Below are 22,598 nucleotides of genomic sequence, written 5' to 3'. Positions count from 1 at the left end.
GTAACGATGACAGCGATGTAGCGATTTCGTTTGAGGAACAGCGGTATGGGACTCGCGGAACAGCGTCCCGCGTTGGCATGGATCCGGACGTGTTCACGCCGGCGCTGCGGTCTCAGTTGACACCGGCATTCGAACTCAGTTATCCGGCAGAGACTGAAGTTCCCGATGCGAGCGATCATCTTGCCAACAAGACGGACGTTCTGGATGTAGAGGAATTCGTATCTTCGTTCAAGCCGGTCATGAGGCATTGGCTTAAGCCCGTCGCGCCCGACCGGGCAGCGGAGAACTTGGAAGACATAGTTTCGAGTACCGCGCCAGAGCCTGACGAGGAATATGCCGTCGCATTCGAATCATTTCTGGTTAACCAGGTTTAAAGTATGAGTGCTGCCAGTGCCGAATACGGCATGGCGCTCATGTGGTCCCTACTGGCTACACCGCTCGCCTTCAAGGATGCACTGGCCATGAAGTTCGGACCGGATTGGCATGTGTGGCGGTTCGATGAAGTGTACGACGAATACTACGCAGACTTGGCGAGAGTGTGGCTCGACGTCAATTCGGCGAGCAGACCGAGAAACTTGTCAATCATGCGCTGAGCGTTTCGTAGCCGTATCGACCGACTGTGGCTGGGCCTGTTCGGGCAAAAGCACTGTCGGTGCTCTTGCCGGTCTTGGAAACCGGGACGACAACGGCATTTTTTCAGGATTCTGTCCGCAGCAACAGTTTGACCTTGTCGCCAGCTTGATGTCAATTACTAGCGACCGCGCTACCGTGTCGTGGACGCCTCGACCGAACAACGATAACAAAAAAAGTGCCACAAATGTGGCATACAGAAGCCCAAAAAATGCTATGCTAAAGGGTATCCATATCTCCCGCTCCCACGGGTCGGTTCGCACTTGCGAAGTGACGAATGCTGCCAAGAAGACTAGAAGATGCAGATTGCGGGCGAGTGCAGAAAGCGCGCTGAGCGGGCGGCCGTCTTTGCTCGACACCACACGCAGATCGCGGCACCATTTGCCAAGCGTGCAGCCGCGCAGCTGAAGGAGCACTATTTCGTAGACAAATGCAGTGACATACCATGTTATCTGGAGGGTCATGAATCTTCCCCATTTGCCTCCTATCGGTCCCGTGTACTGCTTTATTCCATGATGGCCGGTTTGCCAGCTTCCTGGCATGTGATACCACAGCTGGTCAGCAAGATTCCACGGCGGTCGCGCCCACATCACCCATACTGCAAAATACGCGGCCCAATATGCCACCGCCGTCACGATGCAGAGATCGATCGCACGCGCAGCGACGCGGCGCCTTCTAGGCGCTAGAGCTACCAACGAACCGTTGCGCAGCTGGGCGACACCGTCTGCGCGCAGTTCAAGCCCGCCCATCACGTACGGATCCTATCGTGCAGTGGATGCTGCGACCCGCTGGAACGCGAGCCAGAGCGCTGCGAGATGTCGCTCATTACGCACTCCTAGGCAGGAACCTGCCGGACCGATTGGCAGCTCCTCTGCGCCGCCGAACGGGCTTGTTGCCGAATGAACCCGCGCGCTACGGAGACCGGGTGTGGTATCAGCGGCTGCACGCTGGCGCTCGACAGAGCGACCGCTCCAGCACGCACTCGGAGCGCAGTGACCTCGTCCGACAGCGTCGCGGGCGACGACTCGCCGACCTGTAGCGCCACGGACTCGATGCCGACAGCGCCCAGACTGCACCGGAGTGCGCTGCGAGCGTTGGCCGGCGGAGCGCTGCTGGCTACTGCTGTGGCGGTCGCGCTGCTAGTTTGGCTGTGGACGCGAGGTGACGGCGAACCGACAGACGCTGCAGTGTCGGGTGTTGCCGCGGTGACATCCGACGACTTGCGAGCGGGTTCGGGCGGGGCGGGCGGCGGTTCTGGTTCAGAGGATGATTTGTGGGATGTTGCGTTGCCGGACGCGGCTGCGGTGTGGGAGCGTATCGCGGCGGACTACTCGCTGGATCCTGATCGGCGGTACAGCGACGAGGAACTGGGGCTGTACGCGATCGTCGACAAGATGATGTTCTACCGTTCATACTTCGCACGAGCCCGCACAGCCGAGGCGTATCACCACATGCAAGACGAGCGCTACGATCGTGCGTTCATCGCACCGTCGGGGCATGAGCGTGACCGTTTGAACTTCGAGCTTGATGCCGAGTCGCAGCTGCTGTTGGCGAGTCGGGACGCTGCCTTCGATTTGAGTGATGAGGGTCCGTTGTGGCAGGCGTACGTGGAGTGGATGCTGCTGTGCCTGTCGGATGCGGGGTTCCCCGCCGAGGCGGTGAATCCTGAGACCGGCGAGGAGATTCCGATCTACGAAGCCGAGGACGAACAGCTCGCAGGCCATGTGTCGTCGACGGGGTTCACCCGCGACCAGTCCTATGACCTGCGCTACGACTGCGCCCAGCGTGCGGTGACCTATCCGACGCTGGACCCGCAGACGCGTGACGGTCTGCTGGACCGTCTGCGAAGGCATTATCTGGAGTCGCTGCATTGCGTTCTCGACAACTGCTATCTGGCCGAGGTGCCCCTAGTCGAGCCCGCCGGGTGGACCACGCCGGTGCTGGAGAACTCCACGGGACGAGGATGCGACAAGGACCAGCCCGACCCCGCCACAGTCGACCTGGACACGCTCACCTACGACGATCTCCACGGGCCGGTGCCGGGCACAGCGCAGCGTCTGAGCGTCTACGCCCACTTCGAGGACGTAGGGGTGCTGGAGTTCGTGGAAGACTATATTGCCGGCTTCCCCAACCAGGCTTGGCGTGTCGCGTTGGACGAGTTGGCCATGGTCCAGATCGGGAACTACGTCGCGTTCGAAGCCAGTCTCGACGTCGACAGCCCTACCCACCAGGACCAGCAGCGGCTCCGCTTCGAGCGGGCGGTGATCGGCGTTGCAGGCACTGTCGTAGAAGAAGTCGCTTCGAAGCACGGCGACTACCAGATCCTGCTGGACGCATTCCATGACGCAGTGGACGACTGCGCACGCGACGCGCTGGGCGCGGACGCCGGCGAGTTCTCGGACCACATCCGCGACCTCGTCGTGCCAGGCAATTTCGCTGCTGCCATGAACCGGGTCGCGGAGGGCGGCTACCCGTCAGGGCTTGGCTACTATCATTATCTTGAGCTTCGCCACGAATGCCTGCGCGGCGCTGTCACCTACCCGTCGCTTTTCCCCGAGCAACGCGACGAGCTGCTCGCCGAACAGCGAGCACGCTTCGCCCGCGAACTCCTCGAACGGCTCGACAACGACAGACCCAACCTCGAAGTGCCGCCCGAGTACCAGAACCAGCTCAACCAACTACGCCGCCGCAGTGCATCATGACCGCCGCAACACGGGGCAGGGCAGCACCCGCACCACGCGTCGACCACCTTACGCGGCCACGCGCCTCGATGGCTGCAGTGCGTCGACAGTCACAAGCGAATCGGCCACGACATCATGCAGGTAACGTCGGAAAGGGGTCGACAAAAATGACGGAACAGACACGATGCCAATGAGCCGCAGAGGGCTGAAAATCAAGAAGATGTACATGTCTCCATTATGTGGATTCCTGGTTACCTTGGCGATAGCTAAGAGAGCTAGTAACAGCACTGGGGCTGACGATACCGACATCGACGAAACGTACTGCCAAGCGATGTTTCGCGGACGCCAACTTGACTGCGCTGCCAGCCAATAGACGAACTTCGTCACTGTCCACCAGTTCCATGCCTCGGGCAGTTTGTCGAGGATACATGCAAGCGACAGCCTAACTGCACCTTGCCGCACGAAGGCGGACGGCCAGCGGATGGGCTACAATGTCGTACGATAGGGTACTAGGTATGGCTTCGCCGAGGCGAGCGCGTTTGCAGAACCAGTCTGGCATGACGACACTCGAGTGGCTGCTGTTGACCAGCGCTGTCGCAGGGCTTGTCGCTATTGCAGTTGTGGTGGTCCAAGGGAGCATCAGGGACATCGGCATCGAGGTCAACCGGCACCGGGCGCTCTTTCGCACAGCCGAGATCGCTGCTGACGAGCTGAGCCGCGAGTGGCAAGCCCGCTCGCCGAGAAACCAATTCGAGGTGGATCAGGTCAATCGCCAGTATGTGCAGCGCTGCTCCCGTTTGTCGATCACTCATGCCGACAGCCAGGCGCGCTCCTACTGGCTCACGGGTGTGCTGGCACCCGAGGGCGGCTGGAAAAACCCGCCTCCGGCATGCTACCTGCGCGACGTCAGAGGCGAGCGGGAGCGCTTCGGCACCTACGAACCTGGCGGGTTCAGCGGTCCCAAGCCTGCTGCGACGAGCAGCAGCCAGCCGTGAAGCGATCAGGCGTCGGTGGTGCGGTCGCAGCTCGCCTGCGGTTTGTTGGCGGCCGGCGCTTCTTTGGTCGCCGCATTGAGTTCGCCAATTGATGTCGGATCCGTGTCTCGCTTGCCTGACGGACGCACAAAGCGGGGTGTGACACTGAGGTTCGTGTCGCTGTAGAGGATCTCCAGCCGCTCGCAGCGTGCGGTGAAGTAGAGTTCCCATTTCTGCCAAGTGTTGAAGCGCGCATCGCTGGGCTGCGCCGTCATGGATTCACGGACGACGGTGTCTGCCGCCACGTTCGCTGCCGTCTCGCGAGCGCTCGCGCCGCCGAGCTGTTCCGCAGTGTCGTCGACCACGTTCTGCACCAGCACCACGGCAAGGGCGGCGAGGCCGGCCACCGCCGCCACGATGAGCAACCACTCCAAGGTGGTGAGGCCGCGTTCGTCGGGGTGAGCGCGGCGCTCATGTCGTCGTGAATTCGGGCAGTTGCAGCGCGCGCAAAGCACGGCCGCGGTGGTGTCGGTAGCCATCTGGGCAATCCTGTGGTCGGGTGGGCCCGCAATGCTCTGGCTGGAGCAGCGTCGACCCGAATCGTGCAGCACTCCGAACAGTGTGCCCCATGAGATGCGCCCTGCGCATCAGTCGAATCGCTCCGCCGCTCCACCGCCGACGCCGTAGCGCCTTAGCCCAGCGGGCCCGCCGTCCATGCGAGCCATGCGATGATCAATGCGGTGCCGGCAGCAAGACCAGGGGCCCAGCGCACTCGGCCTTCTCGCCCATCGCGTTGAGAGGAGCGAACCGCGGCTGGCACTGCCACGACCGATCCGGCGAGCAGCGCCCACCAAGGCCACCCGGGTCCCCACCAAGCGAGGAGAAGACTGTTCACGACGATGAGGCGCACGTCGCCGTAGCCGATCTTGTCCGGCTGAGTGCGGTAGACGATCTCAAGGAGCAATGCCACCGCGCCGGCGCCTCCCAGAGTCCACGCCCATCTCAGCAGACCGGCACGCGACATCGCAGCGGCCAACAGCAGTGCTGCGATGGCCGAGCCGGCCGTCCAGCAGGCACGTCGGGAGATGGTGGCGCTGCGCAGGTCTGTGAAGCTGGCATGCAGGCCCAGCAGCGCCCAAGTGCCGATTGCTGCCCACACTGAGGCTTCGGCGATCAAGGCTCGCGATCTGCCGCGCAGTCCGCATCGTCGACGATCGTTGCCTCCGACGAAAACTGGAGCCGGTCGTCGTCGTTCACGGTCGGGACCGGGCCCGAGCCGCTCATGCTCACCATGAGCGCAAATGTCTCATCGCCTTCGCACACATCGTCGTCGAAGGTCGTCAAGCGAATCTCCGCCTCTGTCTCGCCCGCGTGGATGACAGCCAACCCGGGCGCGTCGGCAGGAATCGGAGCGTAGTCCGCATCGGCCGGCACTGCATCGTCGGGCACTGCATCGTCCGGCGCAGTGATCTCGTCCGCCGAGGTAGCGGTGCCGTCAGCGGTGAAGTACTCGAGGGCGATGTCCTCGTCCACGGGCTTACTCAACACCGCTGTGAAGACCATGTCTTCGCCCTCGTTAGCCCACGCCGGCGCGATAGTGAGGCGCGGCCCGTCAGCGAAGATCGTCACTTCCGAAGCTCGCCCTTCCAGCGTGATGGTCGGAAACAATCCGCGCAACGGCGCCACAGCGCCATCGGTCTCGCAACGAAGCTGTACCTCCAGCAGTCGCGCTCCACGCGCATGTCCGTCAGGATTCGAGGATGCCCAGAAATCGACACCGGTCTCGGTGACGAGCCGCCCGTCACTGTCCAGGGGCATCGGCCCGTTGATGCACAGATAGTCCAGCCCAGGCCGCGACGCGAGCACAGTCTCTGCCATGCGCTCACGCCGGTCGCTCGCGGACTCGTCGCCCATGTCGGAGAACCCAGTCGTCCCGTCGCAGCACAGCGACGCCGCCACCGCTGCCTCCTCCGCAGCGAGATCAACAATAAGACTGGCCCGAGCACTGCGGCCGGCCCACAGCACGAACAGCACCAGCAGCGCGAGCAGCGGAGTGACAGCCAAGAGCTCCAATGACGAAGTTGCGCCTGACTCATTGCCCGCCCTTCGCACCCGGGCCGGTGGCGCCGACTCGGTGGAATGCGCATCCGGGCGGCGAGCGGACGGTGCACGCGGCTGCATCATCTGGAGAATGCAGTCCGCAATGGGACGTCCTCGGAGAGGTCCCGACCGACGGAGGGATCGTCGCCCGCTGCAGGCGCGAGACGGCTCGGCACAAGGTCCAACCATTGCCCGCACGACGGGTAGGGCAAACGGATGTCGGTGCTGCCACCGCCGTAAGCGATGCGGCCGATCGCCTGCGAGCCCATGGGCGCGCCTTCGGGCATCGCTTGTTGGGCCGCCCAGCTACGGCCTGTCCAGCGAGCCACGAAGCCCACATGCGAAGCGTCTGCGATCACCGTGCCCCCACCCGCGGCGCACGGCCACGACAATTCGCCAGCAGCAGCGGCTGTCGTCGACAGTGCCGCGCTGTAGTAGCCGCGCATGGTGGCCAAGTCGAAGCCGTGATCCTCGAGATCGCTGAGCACGGCGTCGGTCACTGCTCGGCAGACGCGTTCCAGCTCGACGGCAAGTCCCGGACTGTCCCCCACATCGGGCTCGTCAGCCGAGTCGCAAGCGGGAAAATAGGCGTCGAGGCGTCCGTACTCGCGACCTTGCGCATCGCGCCACGCTGCCGCAAGCGCCGCGAGGTCCGAAGCAGCATCCTCTAGCGCGGACTCTGCCGAGAGTCGCTCAGGTACTGCCATCGCCACGACCGCAGCGAATACCGAGACCGGCACCATCAATATCACGATCAAGCTGACGGCACCTCCAGCTTGGCCGGCACTGCACGCGTCGCGCCGAGTTCTCGCAGGGAACCGCTGCGCCGTGCGCGCCACTATGGTTCGCAGGAATGCGCGCAACCTTGCCAGTTGGCGGCAGGTCATCGCGAGCCGTTTCGTCGAAATGGCGGGGTTCGGCATGATGAGATGACGAGCAGTCGCAGCTTGAGGACGGTGCGCCGGACTTCACGGTTGCAGCGGCCGTCGCGCTGGTGCGCCGTTGCCGATGCGCGGAGCGACATGCGCGGGGAAGTGCTTCCGTTCGTGATCTTGTGGCCGGCGCTCGTCGTGCTCATGGTGTTGCTGGTCGTGCAGGCGTTTCTCGTCACTGGGGCACGCGCCCAAGCCGAGGCTGCAGCGTCGGCTGGTCTGCGGGCTGCGTGGCATACCGTCGGAGTGTCCGGGCTGGCGCACGCCGACGACGGCAGCGAGTACACCGGTGCAGACCCGCAGCCGCTCACCCGAAAGATGGCAGCGGCCGCTGAGGACGCCGTCGCGCGCGTAGCAGCGGACGGTGACGGCTGGCGCTGGTGGACGCCGGGTGCGACAGAGGTCCGAAGCGACTGGTGCCACAGCGGCGCTTCGGCGCATCTGCGCCCCGTGCCGGGTGAGCACGGTTGGCTGCGCGTGGAAGTGTCCGGCGATGTGTTCGGCCCGTTCAGCGCGCTGTGGCCAGGCCGGCTCGACCGGATACACGCCGCCGCCGCAGGGCCAGCGGTGCTTGTTCCCCAGGCGGCGGACTCCGATGCAGGCCAAGCGCCAGCGGTGCCCGTAGAATTGCCGGCCTGCTGAGTGGACCCCGTGAGCAATGCCGCCAGCGAGACGGCTGCAGGCCGCTGCATCCTGCTCATCTGCTCGTGAGCTGACACACCCACAGCAGGCGCTGCGGCTCGGGTGTCGCGGTCGTCGCTGTGCCATCTGGCAGCGTGGCCTCTGACTCGGCATCCGGTTCATCGTTGAGGCCTGCGGGCGGCGTAGACGTCGTCGTCACTGCTGCAGTTGTCGGCGTCGGCTCATGCACATCGACCGGCACTTGCACCCACGCGGATTTGGCCACCGCATCCGCATACAGGCGGGCCAGCTCCTCGCAGCGCACGCGCAGCCCGGGGAATGACTGCGCGTCAGGTTGCGCGCCGCTGCGGTCGAGCATCGAGGCTGCCTCGCTGGAGATTTCGGCCGCGGCAATACCGGCCTCCAACCATCGCACGTCGGAGTCCACGCGGGTCTCTCGGGAATCTTCGAGGATCTGCTGGATGGCCACCCCCAAGACTGCCGCGAAACCGGCGACTGCCGCCGTGACGAGCAGCCATTCCAGCGATGCCAAGCCGCTGCTGGCCGGCTGGAGTCTGCGCAGCCGGCGTTTGACCAGTGAGTCTTCCAGCATCACGGCGCACGGTTCACGGTGTGCCCGCAATGATGCCCCCGGTCAAGGACACGAACGGCGGATACACCAAGATCGCAGCGAGCGCCAGAGCAACTCCTGTGGCAGGCAGCACGATGATCTGGTTGCGCCGCTCGGCAGCTTCTCGCTCGCGTTGCAGATTGTCGCGCCACAACGACTCGGCCGCCACCAAGACCGCATCGGAAATGCGGGTGCCGCGTTCTGCCGCTAGCCCGAACGCGGCCACCGCAGGCGCGTGATTGTGCAGTCCATAGCGCTCGACCAAGTCCACAAGGCCTTCCCAAGCAGGGCGCCGCTCGTTCTGAGCTGCGAGCAAGTGGCGGTGCAGCAGCCGCCAGCCGGAGCGAGTTCCGGCCTCGGATGCGCTGAGCATCGCAGTCGCCGGGTCGGCGCCTGCGCTCACCTGCTGGGCGACGAGCACGATCCACAGCCGGATGATGTCATCGAGTTCGGACCGGGCTTTGCGAGCGGTGTCTCGGGTGCCTTGGCGCGGCAGCTGCCAGCCGGCGTAAGCCAGAATCGCCGAAATCGCGAGAGTTGCAAGCAGATCATCGATCCACAACGCCGCGATGGCTGCCCCGAACACCACGCCGACCACCAGTCCGACCATCCGCTGGATCGCGTACTGCTGCCCGGTGATCCCGGCCAGGCGCAGGTCCGCAGCATCGGCCTCGCCCGTCCGCGCCAACAACACCGAAAAATGGCTCACGGCTCTCGGCTCGGCTCGGCGCAGCCGCTTCCCTGCAACGGCGACCGCTAGCAATGCGATGCCTGTGCAGAACAGCAGTCCGGCAGCAATGGCCGTGCTCACAGCGGTTCCTTGCCGCGCCGGCGGCGTGGCGGCGGCGAGAGAACCGACGGCTGTGCCCGCACCACCGAGTGGTACACCAAGAACACTGTGGAGCCGAGCAGCACCAATGCAATCAGCGTCAGCACCAGCTGGCCGGTCGGCGTCCTATAGGGCTCAAAATATGCTGGATTGTTGCGGTACATCAGCAGCACGACGCCTCCCGCAAGGCTCAACAGTGCGATGGTCTGCGTCCACAGCTGCACTACCGCCTCGGTGCGAGCGCGATGGAGGCTGACGACGTCGCCGATTCGGTTGCACAGCTCCAGCAGCGGCGGGGTCAGCGGGCCGCCCGACTGTGCCGCGATGCGCAGTCCGGCGGCGACCTCTGGTTCCCAGACGACGCCAGCGGCCGCGAGCTCGTCGAGCGCTTCGTCGATGCCGTGCAGCTCGGCCGTTGAGGCAACGCGCTTGACGGTGAAGGCGAGCTGTGCAGGCGCATGCGCGGTGCTGCTCTTGAGCGAGTCCGTCAAACCGGCGCCGGACCGGGTGAGCTCGGCGAGCTGGCGGGTCCACAGCTGCCATGCGAGGGCCTCACGCGTCTGCTGCCGACGTCGTCTCGGCGCAGCCACGAATGGCGGCAGCAACGCTCCCAATCCGCACAGCAGCACCGCCAAGCCCCACAGTCGCGTGGCCAGGAAACCGATCACGGCGCCCGCTCCTGCTGCGATGATCTGAACGAGCATCTGTGCATCCGCTGCGGGCGGCCGCCGCCGCGCCTGCTCCTTTCGCTCGGGCCGCGTACGCGCACGTTCGTGCCGGATGCTTCCTCGCGCTGCTGTGCGCCATGCCGACGCGCGCACTGCAGATGCCACAACCAGCGCTACGCCGACAGCGAACAGCGATCCGAACGCGACCGGCACGAGCATCAGCGGTCAGGTGCTAGCCGGCCAGTCGGCAACATCGAGGCCGCCCTCGGCCAGCCGCTCCAGCATGTCCGGGTTGCGCGGCCGATTCAGCAGCGTCAACGGCTGACTGCGCTGGCGTCGTCCGAATAGGTCGTGGACCTCGAACCGGTCGTCTTGGGAACCCACGACCTCGGAGATAGTGCGAACACCACGAAAACCGGTGCGCGGATCGCTGTGCATGTGTATTACGAGATGAATGACTTCGGCTGCTTCTTGAATGAGGGCGGACTGCGCGCCGGCGAGGCCTGAAGCCAAGCAGTATCGCACCAGACGGCTCAGCGCCTGCCGGGGCGACGAAGCGTGAATCGTGGCCATCGAACCGTCAGAGCCAGTGCCGCACGCCGACAAGAACGTGGCGGCCTCCGGGCCTCGCAGCTCGCCCACGATGACGCGGTCCGCCCCGGAGCGCAGGGACCGCTTGGCCAGCTCTTCCATGGTGATCTCGCCCTCGCCGTCGCTGTTGGCCTCACGCGTCTCGGCTGCGAACGTGTGCGGATGAGTCTCGTCCAGGAACAGCTCGAAGGTCTGTTCGAGCGTGCAGACAATCTCGTGCGTGCCGACCTCGGCGAGCAGCGCTCGTAGCAGGGTGGTCTTGCCCGAGCCGAGTGCGCCGCACACGAGCACGTTCGCCGGTGCCGGAGGCCGCACTGCGGCGCGCAGCAGTTCACCGGCTTGGCTGGTCAGCGAGCCGCTGGCAATGAGGTCCTCCATACGGATCAGACGATGACGGTGGCAGCGCACCGTCAAGTACGGCGTGCCGCACACCGCCATCGCGGCGAAGACACGCTCGCCGGTTCGCAGCCGCAAGTCCAGCAGCGGCGCCGAGTGATCGAATCTGCGACCCGTTTGGCCGTGCGTGGTTGCGAGATGTGAGACGTAACGAATCATCTCGTGTTCGTTTGCGAACAACGGCTCATCGATGTGCTCTTGACGGCCGCCGGTCAAACCCAGCACGGCGCGATGAGGACCGAAGACGTAGATGTTCTCCACATCTGGGCGCCGCAGATAGCTCTCGATCGGTCCGGCGCCCAGCAGTGCGTCGAGCTGCGCAGAGATCCAGTCCAAGTCTATGTCGGCAAGCGTCCGTCCCTGAGCGTCCAGTGCATCGGCCTCATGCCTGCGGGTGACTTGACGTGCGATCTGGTGGCATCGCTCCGCAACGATGCGCGGTTCGTCGGTGGCAGTCAGTCGGTAGTCCTGCACGCGAGGCAGCACTGCCTCCCAGATCTCTTCGCGCAGGCTCACTTCTCGTCCCGATCGCCGTTCGAGGCGAGCAGCGCGACGCGGGCGGCCATTTCGTCAACGAGCCGCGCAGGCTTGCGGCGCCGTCTTCGCAGCCCCTTGCGAAGCAGCAGTCGCTCACGGACGCCTTCGAGCCGGCCCACGACGCGCATGTCCAGTGCATCGCACGTGTCGTCGCTGCCGTCGACGGCCGAACCGTCGCTCACGAGGCACACGACATGGCGTTCCGTCCCGTTGTCCGGTGAAACTGCTCGCACCCGCATCGCCTCGGCTGACTGGCCTGCGCCCGCCGGGGCAATGAGCACGACTGCGCCCGCTGCTTGCATGAATGCTCCAGGAGCTTCCTCTCCGCGTATCGCAGCAGGCGACATGTCCACGATCATGCAGCGGTCCGAGCTTGCAGCGGAGAGGTCGTCCGCGTTCTGCGCCAGCCACTTGGCTGCAAGCTGTGCGCCGGTGGTGCTGGTGGGTCCGAGCAGCAGCCAGAGACTGCCGGTGCCCGGCACGTCAAGGTTCCAGCAGTGTTGGCGCAAGAGTTCCGCCGTGACTGGCTGGCGTGCAGCCATGAGCGACGGGAGACCGCGCTGCGCGGGCGACAGGACGGACTTGTTCGCCTCGCCCAACCGCCGTGCGAGCTTGGGCCCCGATGCATCTGCATCGACCAAGAGGACGTTGCGCCCATGCGCCGCCCAGCGACGAGCGATGGCGAATGCGACGGCACCGCTGTCGTGAGTTGCACCCTCGGCTGCTCCCACGGCGATCAAGCAATTTGTCATCGCGTCCGCCGCGTACATCTCTGCGATCTCGCGCCGATTCAGCCGGGCTGCCTTCGGTGCCGTGCGGCGGCGGCGCAGGCGCATGAGCCGACCTAACCCGCCCAATTCTGCGCAATGGCCTGTTCCCACTGCGACAGCCACTGCACATTGAGCCGATCAGTCACGTCCGGGACATAGGTGCCCTGCGCTACGCGCAGCACCATCGGCGAAGCGCCGAGGTTCTCGGGAAGGGCGTGCCACCACGCCCACTCCTCCGGCTCGGCCCAGATGCCGAGCACGCCCGGCTCGTAATGCTCGAGAGTCACTGCTCGCAGGACCGCGCGAGGCCGGCCGAGACTTGCCGCTGAGGGGGCAACACCCGGGTCCACCAGCAGCACTCGATCGCCTTCGGCGACGCCCGACGGCGCCAAGCTCTCGTCGATCGGCACCAGCACCTCGAGTTCTCCAGGTGCCGCTTCGTCCAGCCATCCTTCCCCGAATGGATGCAACGCCGCTGCCGCTCCTTCATGTGCTGTGGCCCACAAACTGTCCAGACGGCCGGCCAACTCGGCCGCATCGCCGCCGAGCGGTACCGGCAGCAGCATCGGCGTTGCTCCGAGCCTGGCTGAGAGCGATCTCCACCAGACCCACTCCTCGGGCGGCGCGAACATCCGCACGCTTGAGCCGTCGAAGTTGCGAAGCTGCAGTGCGCGCATGACCGAGCGCGGCCTGCCAGGCCCGTCGCCGGACGGCGCCGCGCCCGGGTCGATCAGCAGAACGAGGTCGCCGTCGGACATGGATGACGGCACCAAGCTGGTGTCCAGCGGCACCACCACTTCCAGTTCGTCGCCGATCGGCTCAGTTGCAGAAGCGACGAGCATGTGCGGCGCCACGAGTCCACCGGACGGGATGTCGTCGGTCAGGGCGAAACCCGCGAGCGCATCCTCAATGCCAGGCGTCCACGCGATATGGGGGATGGCTCCCAGCTGTGCCTGCGATCGCGTGAGATCGGTAGAGGCCAGCACGTGACCTTGCGACAGTGGCCGGGCGGCGACCACCACGCGAATGCGCTCGTCGAATGCGTCAGCGATGTAGTAGAAGCCGGCAACGCTTCCCCCCGAGATCGCGACGCCGAGCATGGCGAGCAGCACTCTGCGCATCCGAGGCGACAGCCTGCGCCGGGTGCGTTTCGGCTCGGCAACCCGCGCCGCCGTCGCCGCCGCAGACGCCGGTGCTTCGATGGCATCCATGTGTTGGGGTTCCCTCTGATTCGCGGGCATGTAGCAGCGCTCGGGCTGAGCCGGCGCAACAGATCGAATGTTGTTCAGCGCTACGAGACGCTAGCAAGCGCCGCCGGATCCCGGGAGCGTGCCTAGCGGCGCAGGCGGCAGCGACTACGGCTACGGCATCCCGTCACCGTAATGCGCCAATGCGCACGGCATCGGCGGAGGTCAGTTCGGCCTACGCGACGGTGATCGCAGTCGTGATCGCGCTCCAGCTCTGTTGTGTGGCAGCATGTCTGGGTGATGGGCGGGCTGGAGTTGTTCCAGGGCGGTGTGGCTCGTTTGCCGAATGGCGTCGTGGTGGCACTTGCGCCTAGACGGCGTCGCATTGTTGCGCGCGCGATAGATTTCTTCGTGGTCGCTGTTGTAGCCTATTGGGTTGCGTATCTTGCGGTATGGGTGATGTGGGCGAGGCCGCCGTGGGCACTCATTGACCCAGATTGGTACCACTTACCGGAGAGCTACCGCACCGGCGATGATGGAATAGTTCATTACACCGGGAAGATAGGAGGCCCATACGGAAGACTGGTGACGTTGCAGGTGTCATGGTACATCACGGCATTCTTCTACGACGTAGTGTTTGTTTGGCTGGGCGGCAGCACGCTGGGCAAATGGTGCCGCGGCCTGCGTGTAGTGTCCAGCAGCGAAGGCCGCTCGCTCGGCGTGATGTCGTCGCTTGCGCGCAGTCTGCATTGGCCGATTCTCCTGACTGTGTTCGTCATTGCAGAATCAAGATCCGACGCATGGGCACGAGAAATGTATATCTCGTTCAGCATCGCCTTCTTTGGGCTGCTGTATGCCGCATTCACAGCGCTCCTGCTGTTGTCGATGTTTGACCGGGGTCTGCACGACATGGCCGCCCGGTCATTGGTCACATTGAAGCGGCGACCGCAGCCGGCATCAAGCTCAGACGGTGTACCGAACAGTCAAGAGACCGACGATCTCGCGCTACGCCCGCGGTATCCGCGTCCGGCAGCAGCGCCTGCGGTGCTTCCATCTGAATGAAGCTGCCGACAGCTTGTCGAGGTGGCGACGGCACGACTTCCAAAGTTGACGGTCTGGCTGCAAGATTGTGTAGGATTGTCGACGTGTAATGCGGGTGTACCGCCTCGAACGATGTCGTGTCTGGCATGATTCAGCGTCCTGGGCCATCCACCTTGCGACTGCAGGGGCTGTTCGGATGCAATGGGCAGGCGCGGCGGACCAGCCGTCGTCTGCATGTTCCTGTTGACGTGCGTGCCCCGCACAGCACAGACCTCGGCGTGGCCGCAGGAGTCGGCTGAGGGGCGCGCGCCGCAGGTACGGTCCCAGTGCGGAATTGACTGCGGACTTCGCTGCAGCGTTGACGGATGTGGCGATGCAGTTCAGCGACGCGCGGCGACGCACGATCCTCATCGCCGTGGCTGTCGATGGCATCGCTGATGGCTGAAGGCACGCATTGGAGGATCTCGACAGCGCATGCTGCTGTCTCGGCAGGATCAAGCTGGATTGAGACAGACGTGCTCTCCCATGCTGACACGCGATCTGCTTTGCGCAGCGTATAGTCGCGTCCGATGCGCATGGCGGTGCGCAGCTTTCGATCAGAAATATCCTGCGCATATGGCAGATAGGAGATCACGTCGTAGAGTGGTGTCATCTCGGCACGGCCGCCGCAGAGAAGCGCCATGCTGCAATTCTTTGCGTGCGCGTCGGGGGCGGCGATTGCCCAGTTGTAGATGAGCGCGTCGCGGAAGTGTCGGAGGTCTCGCTGAGGGTCGCTCGACTCGTCTCTCATGAGCCGCCCGATCCGTTCGGGCGATGGGCCGCCACGGTCCTGATATTTTTCGGCGGGGCGAATGCCGAGCGCTTGGCACAGGTCTTCTTGATGAATGCGGGCCACACCGCCCAAGCACCCCTCGGCACGGTCAAAGTCGGGCGGCACCGGCGCAGTCGAGTCCAATCTGCGTTGCCAGCAGATCGACGGGCTGTGAGCCTTTGGCACCGCTGTGCTCTGCCCATGCCACGCGCACGTCGGGATTGTCGGGCAGGATTCCGTCGAGCCACGCATCGATGCGGTGCAGGCCTTGTCCGAGAGGGACGCTCAGAGACAGCGGAACCGTCTGGTCGTGCAGGCAGGCCGCGCTGTAAGTGAAGGTCGTTCGTCCGGCACTGTCAGCAGCAATCGCGCCGATGAGCCGGCCATGCAGCTAGACATCAAGACTGCTCGCGGCCCGGTCTGGTCAGTCGGGCATGGCGGGCCGAGCTACGGGCAGAAAGGCGATCTCATAGCCGAGGACTCGCAAAATGGCGGTCAGTGTTCCGACACGGGGGTCGCGTCGGCCGTTCTCGATTGCAGAGACGGTCTCGCAAGGCACGCCGGTTCTCTCTGCCACTTCGACCATCAGCAGACCCGACGACATGCGGGCGTCGCGGACAGCGTGGGCGATGCGTGACGAGGATCGCAAGTTGCGGTACGGGATGGCCTTCGGCTGCACATCTGCCGTGTTTTCGATCATGGCATCAGACTAGCAGATGTGAGCATTAGCTCACGTCAGTGCTATCGTGACGTAATCCTCACATTCAGATTCTTGAGCGGCAGTCAGCACGCATCTCGGCCGTCGCGCCGGCTGATGCTGCTCCGCGGCCCGCCGTCACGTCAGAACCTGAAAGCGGTCGCCTGCTGCCGGACCCGTCCACGAGCAACGATTCAAGCCGTGACGGACCAAGACCCGCTACACCAGCTGCAGCCGGCCCGCAAGCGTCAACAGCGCATCAGCGTGCCGCATCGAGCTTCCTGTCGTCGTGACATCCAGAACAGGCACAACACTCGCACAGAAGGCTCAACTCAACAGCGCCCTCTCGACACAACACAACTGGCGCAACCAGCACAGAGCCAGCACGTACAGTAGCAAGATGACATAGGGCCTAGAGTTGATCGACCGCGCTCGTCCGGGAGGCGAATCGCAGCAGACTGTGCGATGGTTGATGGGTGCCGCGCATCTGGCCTCGCCGGTGTTGCGGCGGTCAGGTGCTGTGTTGGCGTAGTTGGTTGAGTTGGTGTTTGTATTCGGGCGGTGTTTCGAGGTTGGGCCTGTCGTGGTGGAGGCGTTCGAGGAGTTCGCGGGCGAGACGTGCTCGCTGGTCGGCGAGCAGCTCGTCGCGCTGTTGAGCGTCGAGCGTCGGGTAGGCGACGGCATGACGCAGGCATTTGTGGCGGAGCTCGAGATAATGATAGTAGCCAAGCCCGGATGGGTAGCCGTCCTCAGCGACCCGGCTGAGAGCACCGACCGGGTCATCGGACTCGAGCACTGCGCGTATGTGGTCTGAGAACTCGCCGGCGTCCGCGCCCAAATGGTCGCGTGCGCAGTCGTCCACTGCGTCGTGGAAGGCGTCCAGCAGGATCTGGTGGTCGCCGTGCATCGAAGCGACTTCTTCTAGCACGGCAACTGCGGTGTCGAGCACGGCTTGCTCGAAGCGGAGCCGCTGCTGGTCCTGGTGGGTTGGGCTGTCGACGTCGAGACTGGCATGGTATGCGACGCTGTTGCCCATCCACGCCAGCCCCAACTCGTCCACCGCGAGACGCCAAGCCTGGTTGGGGAAGCCGGCAACATAGCCTTGCACGAACTCCAGCACACCTACGTCCTCGAAGTGGGTGTAGACGCTCAGACGCTGCGCCACGCCCGGCACCGGGCCGTAAAGGTCGTCCCAGGTGAGCGTGTCGAGGTCGACTGTGGCAGGGTCGGGCTGGTCCTTGTCGCATCCCCGCCCCGTGGAGTTCTCCAGCACCGGCGTGGTCCACCCGACGGGCTCGACGAGGGGCACCTCGGCCAGATAGCAATTGTCGAGAACGTAATGCAGCTGCTCCAAGTAATGGCGTCGCAGACGGTCCAGCAAGCGGTCACGCGTGTCCGGGTCCAGCGTCGGGTACGTCACCGCGCGGCGGGCGCAGTCGTAGCGCAGGTCGTAGAACTCGTCACGCGTGAACCCCCTCGACGACACATGGCCTGCGAGCTGCTCGTCTTCTGCAACGTAGATCGGAATCTCGTCGCCGGTCTCAGGATTCACGACCGCATCCGGGAACTCCGCATCGGCTAAGCACAGCAGCATCCATTCAATATACGCCTGCCACAACGGACCCTCATCACTCAACTCGAAAATCTCGCGCCTTCCCGAAGTCAGCAACTGCGACTCGGCACTTAACTCGAACTGCAGACGATCACGCTCATGCCCCGGCGGTGCGAAGAACACACGGTCGTAGCGCTCTTCTTCAATTCGATGGTACTCATCGGCTGTGCGGGCTCGTGCGAAATAGGACCGATAGAACATCATCTTGTCGACGATCGCGTACAGCCCCAGTTCTTCGTCGCTGAACCTGCGATCAGGATCCAGCGAGTAGTCGGCCGCGATACGCTCCCACACCGCAGCCGCGTCCGGCAACGCAACATCCCACAAACCATCCTCCAAGCCGGAACCGCCGCCCGTACTGCCCGAACCCGTCCCCGAGGCGTCCGAGACATCAGACGCCACACCCGACCCCCGTGCGTCAGAAACCACCGTATCGCCATCGTCACTCCCGAGCAGCCACGCCAACATCACAACGGCTACAACGGCAACCAGCACAAACCCGCCGGTGAGCAGCAGGCGTGAACGCAGCCGCCGTGCGTGATGCCTGCTGTCAGTCACAGGCCGCGTCCGCCGTGAGGTTGCTCCACGTTACTTCCAAGATTGTCTGCCCGAGGCCGATCAAGAGACCGAGCTTGATCGCTCCTCGGAACACTCTGCCTGTCGGAAATCTGTTCTTGGCCCATGCGCCGACTTTTTTGGCAGCAGCGCTCGCGCCTTTGTCCGCGGCATAGTCGACGATGCCCTCACATACGACTTGGAGGATGGCGTCATCAAGCGTTTTGGACCCAGTTCTCCGCGGCAGCTCTTGGGTGCCCATCAAAATCGTCTCTTTGTTCTCAATTGCCTGCGCAATGGCCACGAGATCATTGCGTACGTCAGCCGGAATTCGTCGGTTGTTCTCTTGCTCGTATTCGCGGATTGCTGTGTCGAGGTCGAACCCGCTGTTCCACGTAAACACTGTGAGGTTGTAAAGTCTGAGGCATTCCTGGAGCGCACTCGCCGGATTAGTTGCGAAATTGGTGTTTCGTACGCCTTCGCAGATGACAGGGTTACCACGTGTGTCGACATCATAGGGACTCCACGGCAGCTGCTCGACGTTGTCGATGATGCCGCTGCGATTCTTCTTGGTGCAGGAGTCGATGTTCCGCGGTCTGTGACCAACGCCCGGGTTCCACATGTTGGTGGGCCCGTCCTTGCAGGCTGGCGGGGTGTGCGATCGGCAGTCGAGGTGGCCGCCGTCCTTGAGGTGATAGTGAGGCTGCCGTGCGCGATGGCCGTGCACATGCTGGCGGCCAACTTGCCGTACGGCCGTTGGTGGGCAGTTTCCGTCGAACGCGGTGATGGCGGTCTTCTGGGTGTGTTTGTGGGGTCCGTTGGCGTAGGCGACGGTGACGGTGTGGGCGCCGGTGCGTGTGGGCGCGGTGTTGAGTGTGGCTTTGCCGTTGCGGGCGGTGAGGTTGGCGGTGACGCCGCTGGATGCGGTGACGGCGAGTTCGGCGGTTGCGGGCTGGTAGGCCCAGGCGGTCGTGGTGTTGGTGCCGGCGGCGGTGTTGAGCGCGGCGGGCTGGTTGGTGCGTGGGGTGTGGTCGACGGTGACGGTGAGGGTGTACGCGCCGGTGGTGCGGTCGGGGTTTGTGCGGCTGTGGCGTTGTCGGGTGGTGACTTCGATGGTGTAGGCGCCGGCGGGCAGGAGCTTGCTGTCGATTTTGCTGCTGTGCTGTGCGATGGCGCGTCCTGTGCGGGTGGCGCCTCGCAGGATGCGCAGGTAGGTGTCGAACTGGGTGGATGTGGCGGTGATGGTGACCCAGCCGGGGTGGGCGAGGGTGAGGGTGTGGCGGCGTGCGTAGCGGACGCCGCGGCCGTGCTGGGTTCTGCAGTTGCCTTCGGGGCTGAGGCTGCCGTGCACGGTGGCGGTGCCGGCTCCGAAGCTGCCCAGGGTGGCGTCGCATCGGCCGAACGGGGTCGCTGTGAACTGCGCTGTCGCTGTGTGGGTTTGGGTGCCGTTGGCGCAGGTGACGGTGACCGTGGCGGTTGTGCCTGCTGCGACTCGCAGGGTGACGGTGCGGACGCGTCCTGACGTGGGGGCGACAGTGGCGGCTGCGGGCTTGGCAGCACATGTGGCGTTGTGGGGGGTGACCTCGAAGGTGTCGGTGACGGCGACGCTTGGGGCGCCCCAGGATGCGGCGACGGCGTTGTCGAGGCCGCTGATCTGCACCGGAGCGTTGGTGGCGGTGAGCTTGGCTCGCGCGGTGGCGGTGTGGGCTGCTTTGGCGCAGGTGACGGTGACTGTCACGGTGGTGCCTTCGGGAACGGTGTGGGTGACGGTGCGGCTGCGTCCGGTTGCGGGAGCGACCGTGGTGCCTGCCGGCGCGGCTTTCGAGAGTGCCGAGGCGCTCTGCCGTGCGTTTACGGGAACCACGGTGGGGCCTGTGGGTGCGGCGGTGCATGCTGCGTCGGCGGGGTCCACAGCGAACGCTGTGGACACGGCGGCTGTGGTGGCGCCCAGCCTGGGGACTGCGGTGGCGTCGGCGAGCCCGGAGATGACCACTGCGGGCGTTCCGGCGATCGTGAGCGTCAGCGTGAACCTGCTAGCGGTGCGCGGCCTCGCAGCGGCGACCTCGATCAGGTAGCTGCCCGCAGCCAGCCGTCCGCCGACGCTCTTCGCAGCGCCGGAGACGGTGTCGACCAGATGCAGCGTCGCTCCTCGCGTCGACGACACCGCAGCGGTGAGGGTGGCTTGGGCGGTGAGGGTGAACGTCCAGCTTCGCGCCCAGTGCGGCGACTGAGCACTGCCGACCCGCTCCGAGCGGCACTGCCTGTTCAGTGTGCCCGTCAGCGTGCGGCTGCCTGACGCCAACGCTCCCAGCCGCGCCGGCGGGCACACCCCGGCCGCCAAACGGCACACCGGCACCGTCCCCGACGTGTCCAAGGTGTGGCTGGGCGCAGCAGGGCACACCCACCGCGGCGCCCTGTACAGCGTCCGCTCACACGAACGAGAGTCCCCCGCAGCCCGCGTCCAGCCCGCCCTGCACGCGTAGCCGGCGTCCGCGAGGCGCGCACCCGCCGGCTGCACGCAGCGGCCGCCGCTGCTCAACGCGTAGCCCGACAACATGCACGACGCGTCCGGCACCGCCGACTCTCTCTCCCGGACCGTGGTGGTCTCGGTGACGGTGCGTCGCTGCAGCCTGCAGCACACCTCACGCTCACGGGTCTCGTAGTTGAACACGTCCACGTTCTTGTAGTTGTACACCGGCTCGGTGTGCAGCGTCTCGCGCACGCCGGTGCGCTGCTCGCTGCGATAGTTGTACACCTGCCGGGTCACATACCGGTACCGCGTCACCCACTCAGGCCGGTACCGCACCACATCCCGATAGTTGAACACCGCCCGCGTCACATAGTTGTACACCGCCACCGTGCTCGTACGATACTTCGTCACCGTACGCGTTTTCCAGCTCAAACAGCCCACCCCGAACTCCACGTCATAGACCGCGCAATACGGCTGCGTCACCCGATAAGCACGGCGCACCGTCCTAGTCAACGGCGCCACTCGCACCCGCTTGGTGAACGGCGCCACCCGCTCCCGCGACACATACCGCACCTGCTCGAGCACCCGATGCGACTCCCGCACCCGCTCCGTGAACGGCGCAACCCGCACCCGCACCGTGTACGTGTAGGTCTCCATCCCCATGTAGGTCCGGGTGAACGGCGCCACCCGCACCCGCCTCGTGAACGGCGCCACCCTCACCCGATACTGCTCCGTGTAACGCACCCGCTCAGTCACCACCCGCGTCACCGTCACCTCACGAGCCACCGTCCGCTCGCACGACGGCGGCGACCCCACCAGCACGAACCGCGCACCCACAACACCCCTGTTCGCGGACACACAGCCAAAGCTCGGCAGCACCGAATGCGGCGACGCCGACACACACCCCGTCCCCGACAACACCACCGACCTACCCCCAACCGACGCAGGACACGCACGCCCCGCAGCCTCGCTCACCACCCGAGAACACCTGCCGTCATCACCCAGCACCCAACCCGCATCGCACACCGCCGACGCCGCCACCCACCCAGACCCCGACTCGCTGCTCCCCGCAGCCGACGGCACCCCCACCAACACCCCCACAAACCCCAACACCACCAACAACCCCAACCCCACACGCAACAACACCACCCCCCCACAAACCCAAACCGCAGCCGCCCTACGGCACCAGCATCACCACAGGCCAACAGGGCGAAGGCCCATCCTCATGCACGGATCACTTGCAATCCGTCAATCGAGGGGAAGTCAGCGTCCTGGGTGACGACCGGCACCTCGAGAGCCATGGCGGTAGCGGCAATCCACGAATCATTGACAGGCATACGCAGCCCTTCCTCACGCAAGAGCACGCGTAGCATGGCCCAACGCACCGCCACACTGTTGTCGATGGGTATCGGCTGGAGCGCCAGAGCCGCTGCGAGAGTGGAGAGGCGTCGATCGCGAACCCGCGTGTCTGTTGCCGCAAGCACTCCAGCTCGCAGCTCGCCGACTGTGATGATCGAGACGGCCAACTCTTCGGGGAAATGTTCGGTGCGGATCGGCCGTCCTGCCTCTCCTGCGACGAATACGGACGTGTCCGCTAAGCCCCGACTCAGCGCCACGGCAGCTCGTCAGTCGTCTCGTCGGTGAGCGAGGCCAGAGTAGCCGACAACGCAGCGTCGGCCTGATGTGTCAGCACATCACGGATGAATGTGCCTCGAGCCATCCACCGAGGCCGGTCACCTATTGGACCCAGTTCGGCCACGGGACGGCCGTTCACGGTGACCGTGATGCGCTCCCCGCAGGCCACGCGGTCAAGCAGTACCCGTGTGTTGTTGCGCAATTCTCGGGAGGCCACTTCGCTCACAGCA

The 22,598-nt window shown here is 64.9% G+C and carries 24 protein-coding genes; 6 read left to right on the top strand and 18 right to left on the bottom strand.

What is annotated here, in order from left to right:
* Positions 1–77 precede the first annotated feature (77 nt).
* The gene (locus tag ACOGI4_RS06850; protein WP_419840942.1) at positions 78–374 is read left to right on the top strand and encodes a hypothetical protein; all 297 of its coding nucleotides are present in this window, start codon (positions 78–80) and stop codon (positions 372–374) included.
* Between the two features lie 3 nt (positions 375–377).
* Positions 378–593 carry a hypothetical protein gene (locus ACOGI4_RS06845; RefSeq protein ID WP_419840941.1) on the top strand — a complete coding sequence of 72 codons (216 nt, stop codon included), beginning with the start codon at positions 378–380 and terminating at the stop codon, positions 591–593.
* Here the strand turns inward: ACOGI4_RS06845 and ACOGI4_RS06840 are convergent.
* Positions 579–1,379: an RDD family protein gene (locus ACOGI4_RS06840; protein WP_419840940.1), complete on the bottom strand. Its 801-nt coding sequence runs from the start codon at positions 1,377–1,379 to the stop codon at positions 579–581. The two genes, ACOGI4_RS06845 and ACOGI4_RS06840, sit on opposite strands and share 15 nt — an antisense overlap.
* 303 nt (positions 1,380–1,682) lie before the next feature.
* Between ACOGI4_RS06840 and ACOGI4_RS06835 the strand changes: the two genes are divergently transcribed.
* The gene (locus ACOGI4_RS06835; RefSeq protein ID WP_419840939.1) at positions 1,683–3,332 is read left to right on the top strand and encodes a hypothetical protein; all 1,650 of its coding nucleotides are present in this window, start codon (positions 1,683–1,685) and stop codon (positions 3,330–3,332) included.
* Positions 3,333–3,868: 536 nt separating this feature from the next.
* A complete protein-coding gene (locus tag ACOGI4_RS06830) occupies positions 3,869–4,306 on the top strand; it encodes a hypothetical protein (protein ID WP_419840938.1) in 438 nt (145 codons plus the stop codon).
* Positions 4,307–4,311: 5 nt separating this feature from the next.
* Here the strand turns inward: ACOGI4_RS06830 and ACOGI4_RS06825 are convergent, their stop codons facing one another.
* The 4 genes from ACOGI4_RS06825 to ACOGI4_RS06810 all read right to left on the bottom strand — a co-directional run bounded on the left by ACOGI4_RS06825 (position 4,312) and on the right by ACOGI4_RS06810 (position 7,143).
* On the bottom strand, positions 4,312–4,824 hold the full coding sequence (locus ACOGI4_RS06825; protein ID WP_419840937.1) for a hypothetical protein: 513 nt from the start codon (positions 4,822–4,824) through the stop codon (positions 4,312–4,314).
* Between the two features lie 152 nt (positions 4,825–4,976).
* Entirely contained in the window at positions 4,977–5,462 is a 486-nt protein-coding gene (locus tag ACOGI4_RS06820) for a prepilin peptidase (RefSeq protein ID WP_419840936.1), read from the bottom strand.
* The gene (locus tag ACOGI4_RS06815; RefSeq protein ID WP_419840935.1) at positions 5,459–6,349 is read right to left on the bottom strand and encodes a Calx-beta domain-containing protein; all 891 of its coding nucleotides are present in this window, start codon (positions 6,347–6,349) and stop codon (positions 5,459–5,461) included. Before ACOGI4_RS06815 ends, ACOGI4_RS06820 begins: the two co-directional genes overlap by 4 nt.
* A gap of 116 nt (positions 6,350–6,465) precedes the next feature.
* A complete protein-coding gene (locus ACOGI4_RS06810) occupies positions 6,466–7,143 on the bottom strand; it encodes a hypothetical protein (RefSeq protein ID WP_419840934.1) in 678 nt (225 codons plus the stop codon).
* A gap of 264 nt (positions 7,144–7,407) precedes the next feature.
* Here ACOGI4_RS06810 and ACOGI4_RS06805 point away from each other — a divergent pair, with 264 nt between their 5' ends.
* Positions 7,408–7,959, top strand: a complete 552-nt coding sequence (locus tag ACOGI4_RS06805) for a hypothetical protein (RefSeq protein ID WP_419840933.1) — start codon at positions 7,408–7,410, stop codon at positions 7,957–7,959.
* A 55-nt stretch (positions 7,960–8,014) separates the two neighbouring features.
* Here the strand turns inward: ACOGI4_RS06805 and ACOGI4_RS06800 are convergent, their stop codons facing one another.
* From ACOGI4_RS06800 to ACOGI4_RS06775, 6 genes are all read right to left on the bottom strand, one after another.
* The gene (locus tag ACOGI4_RS06800; protein ID WP_419840932.1) at positions 8,015–8,551 is read right to left on the bottom strand and encodes a hypothetical protein; all 537 of its coding nucleotides are present in this window, start codon (positions 8,549–8,551) and stop codon (positions 8,015–8,017) included.
* Positions 8,552–8,564: 13 nt separating this feature from the next.
* Complete coding sequence (locus ACOGI4_RS06795; protein ID WP_419840931.1) at positions 8,565–9,380, bottom strand: hypothetical protein; 816 nt, start codon at positions 9,378–9,380, stop codon at positions 8,565–8,567.
* Positions 9,377–10,102 carry a type II secretion system F family protein gene (locus tag ACOGI4_RS06790; RefSeq protein ID WP_419840930.1) on the bottom strand — a complete coding sequence of 242 codons (726 nt, stop codon included), beginning with the start codon at positions 10,100–10,102 and terminating at the stop codon, positions 9,377–9,379. Before ACOGI4_RS06790 ends, ACOGI4_RS06795 begins: the two co-directional genes overlap by 4 nt.
* 189 nt (positions 10,103–10,291) lie before the next feature.
* The gene (locus tag ACOGI4_RS06785) at positions 10,292–11,569 is read right to left on the bottom strand and encodes a CpaF family protein (RefSeq protein WP_419840929.1); all 1,278 of its coding nucleotides are present in this window, start codon (positions 11,567–11,569) and stop codon (positions 10,292–10,294) included.
* Positions 11,566–12,426, bottom strand: coding sequence for a hypothetical protein (locus ACOGI4_RS06780; RefSeq protein ID WP_419840928.1), 861 nt, complete (start codon positions 12,424–12,426; stop codon positions 11,566–11,568). The genes ACOGI4_RS06785 and ACOGI4_RS06780 overlap by 4 nt, the downstream gene beginning before the upstream one ends.
* 8 nt (positions 12,427–12,434) lie before the next feature.
* Complete coding sequence (locus ACOGI4_RS06775) at positions 12,435–13,571, bottom strand: hypothetical protein (protein ID WP_419840927.1); 1,137 nt, start codon at positions 13,569–13,571, stop codon at positions 12,435–12,437.
* A gap of 276 nt (positions 13,572–13,847) precedes the next feature.
* On the opposite strand from ACOGI4_RS06775, the gene ACOGI4_RS06770 reads away from it, so the two are divergent.
* Positions 13,848–14,609 (top strand): RDD family protein, encoded by a 762-nt coding sequence (locus tag ACOGI4_RS06770; protein WP_419840926.1) that lies wholly within the window; start codon positions 13,848–13,850, stop codon positions 14,607–14,609.
* 130 nt (positions 14,610–14,739) lie between these two features.
* On the opposite strand, the gene ACOGI4_RS06765 is transcribed toward ACOGI4_RS06770, so the two are convergent.
* From ACOGI4_RS06765 to ACOGI4_RS06735, 7 genes are all read right to left on the bottom strand, one after another.
* Positions 14,740–15,525 carry a HipA domain-containing protein gene (locus ACOGI4_RS06765; protein WP_419840925.1) on the bottom strand — a complete coding sequence of 262 codons (786 nt, stop codon included), beginning with the start codon at positions 15,523–15,525 and terminating at the stop codon, positions 14,740–14,742.
* The gene (locus ACOGI4_RS06760) at positions 15,509–15,766 is read right to left on the bottom strand and encodes a HipA N-terminal domain-containing protein (protein ID WP_419843101.1); all 258 of its coding nucleotides are present in this window, start codon (positions 15,764–15,766) and stop codon (positions 15,509–15,511) included. The genes ACOGI4_RS06765 and ACOGI4_RS06760 overlap by 17 nt, the downstream gene beginning before the upstream one ends.
* A 57-nt stretch (positions 15,767–15,823) precedes the next feature.
* Positions 15,824–16,099 carry a helix-turn-helix domain-containing protein gene (locus tag ACOGI4_RS06755; protein WP_419840924.1) on the bottom strand — a complete coding sequence of 92 codons (276 nt, stop codon included), beginning with the start codon at positions 16,097–16,099 and terminating at the stop codon, positions 15,824–15,826.
* 508 nt (positions 16,100–16,607) lie between these two features.
* Entirely contained in the window at positions 16,608–18,137 is a 1,530-nt protein-coding gene (locus tag ACOGI4_RS06750) for a hypothetical protein (protein ID WP_419840923.1), read from the bottom strand.
* A gap of 121 nt (positions 18,138–18,258) precedes the next feature.
* Positions 18,259–21,591 (bottom strand): hypothetical protein, encoded by a 3,333-nt coding sequence (locus tag ACOGI4_RS06745; protein WP_419840922.1) that lies wholly within the window; start codon positions 21,589–21,591, stop codon positions 18,259–18,261.
* Positions 21,592–21,956: 365 nt separating this feature from the next.
* Positions 21,957–22,349, bottom strand: a complete 393-nt coding sequence (locus ACOGI4_RS06740) for a type II toxin-antitoxin system VapC family toxin (protein ID WP_419840921.1) — start codon at positions 22,347–22,349, stop codon at positions 21,957–21,959.
* Positions 22,340–22,594, bottom strand: a complete 255-nt coding sequence (locus ACOGI4_RS06735; RefSeq protein ID WP_419840920.1) for a type II toxin-antitoxin system Phd/YefM family antitoxin — start codon at positions 22,592–22,594, stop codon at positions 22,340–22,342. The genes ACOGI4_RS06740 and ACOGI4_RS06735 overlap by 10 nt, the downstream gene beginning before the upstream one ends.
* Positions 22,595–22,598 lie beyond the last annotated feature (4 nt).

It is taken from the genome of Candidatus Poriferisodalis sp., from assembly GCF_965205175.1.
In the GTDB taxonomy this organism is placed as follows: Bacteria; Actinomycetota; Acidimicrobiia; order Acidimicrobiales; family Poriferisodalaceae; genus Poriferisodalis.
This window is presented reverse-complemented; position numbering and strand designations above follow the sequence as displayed.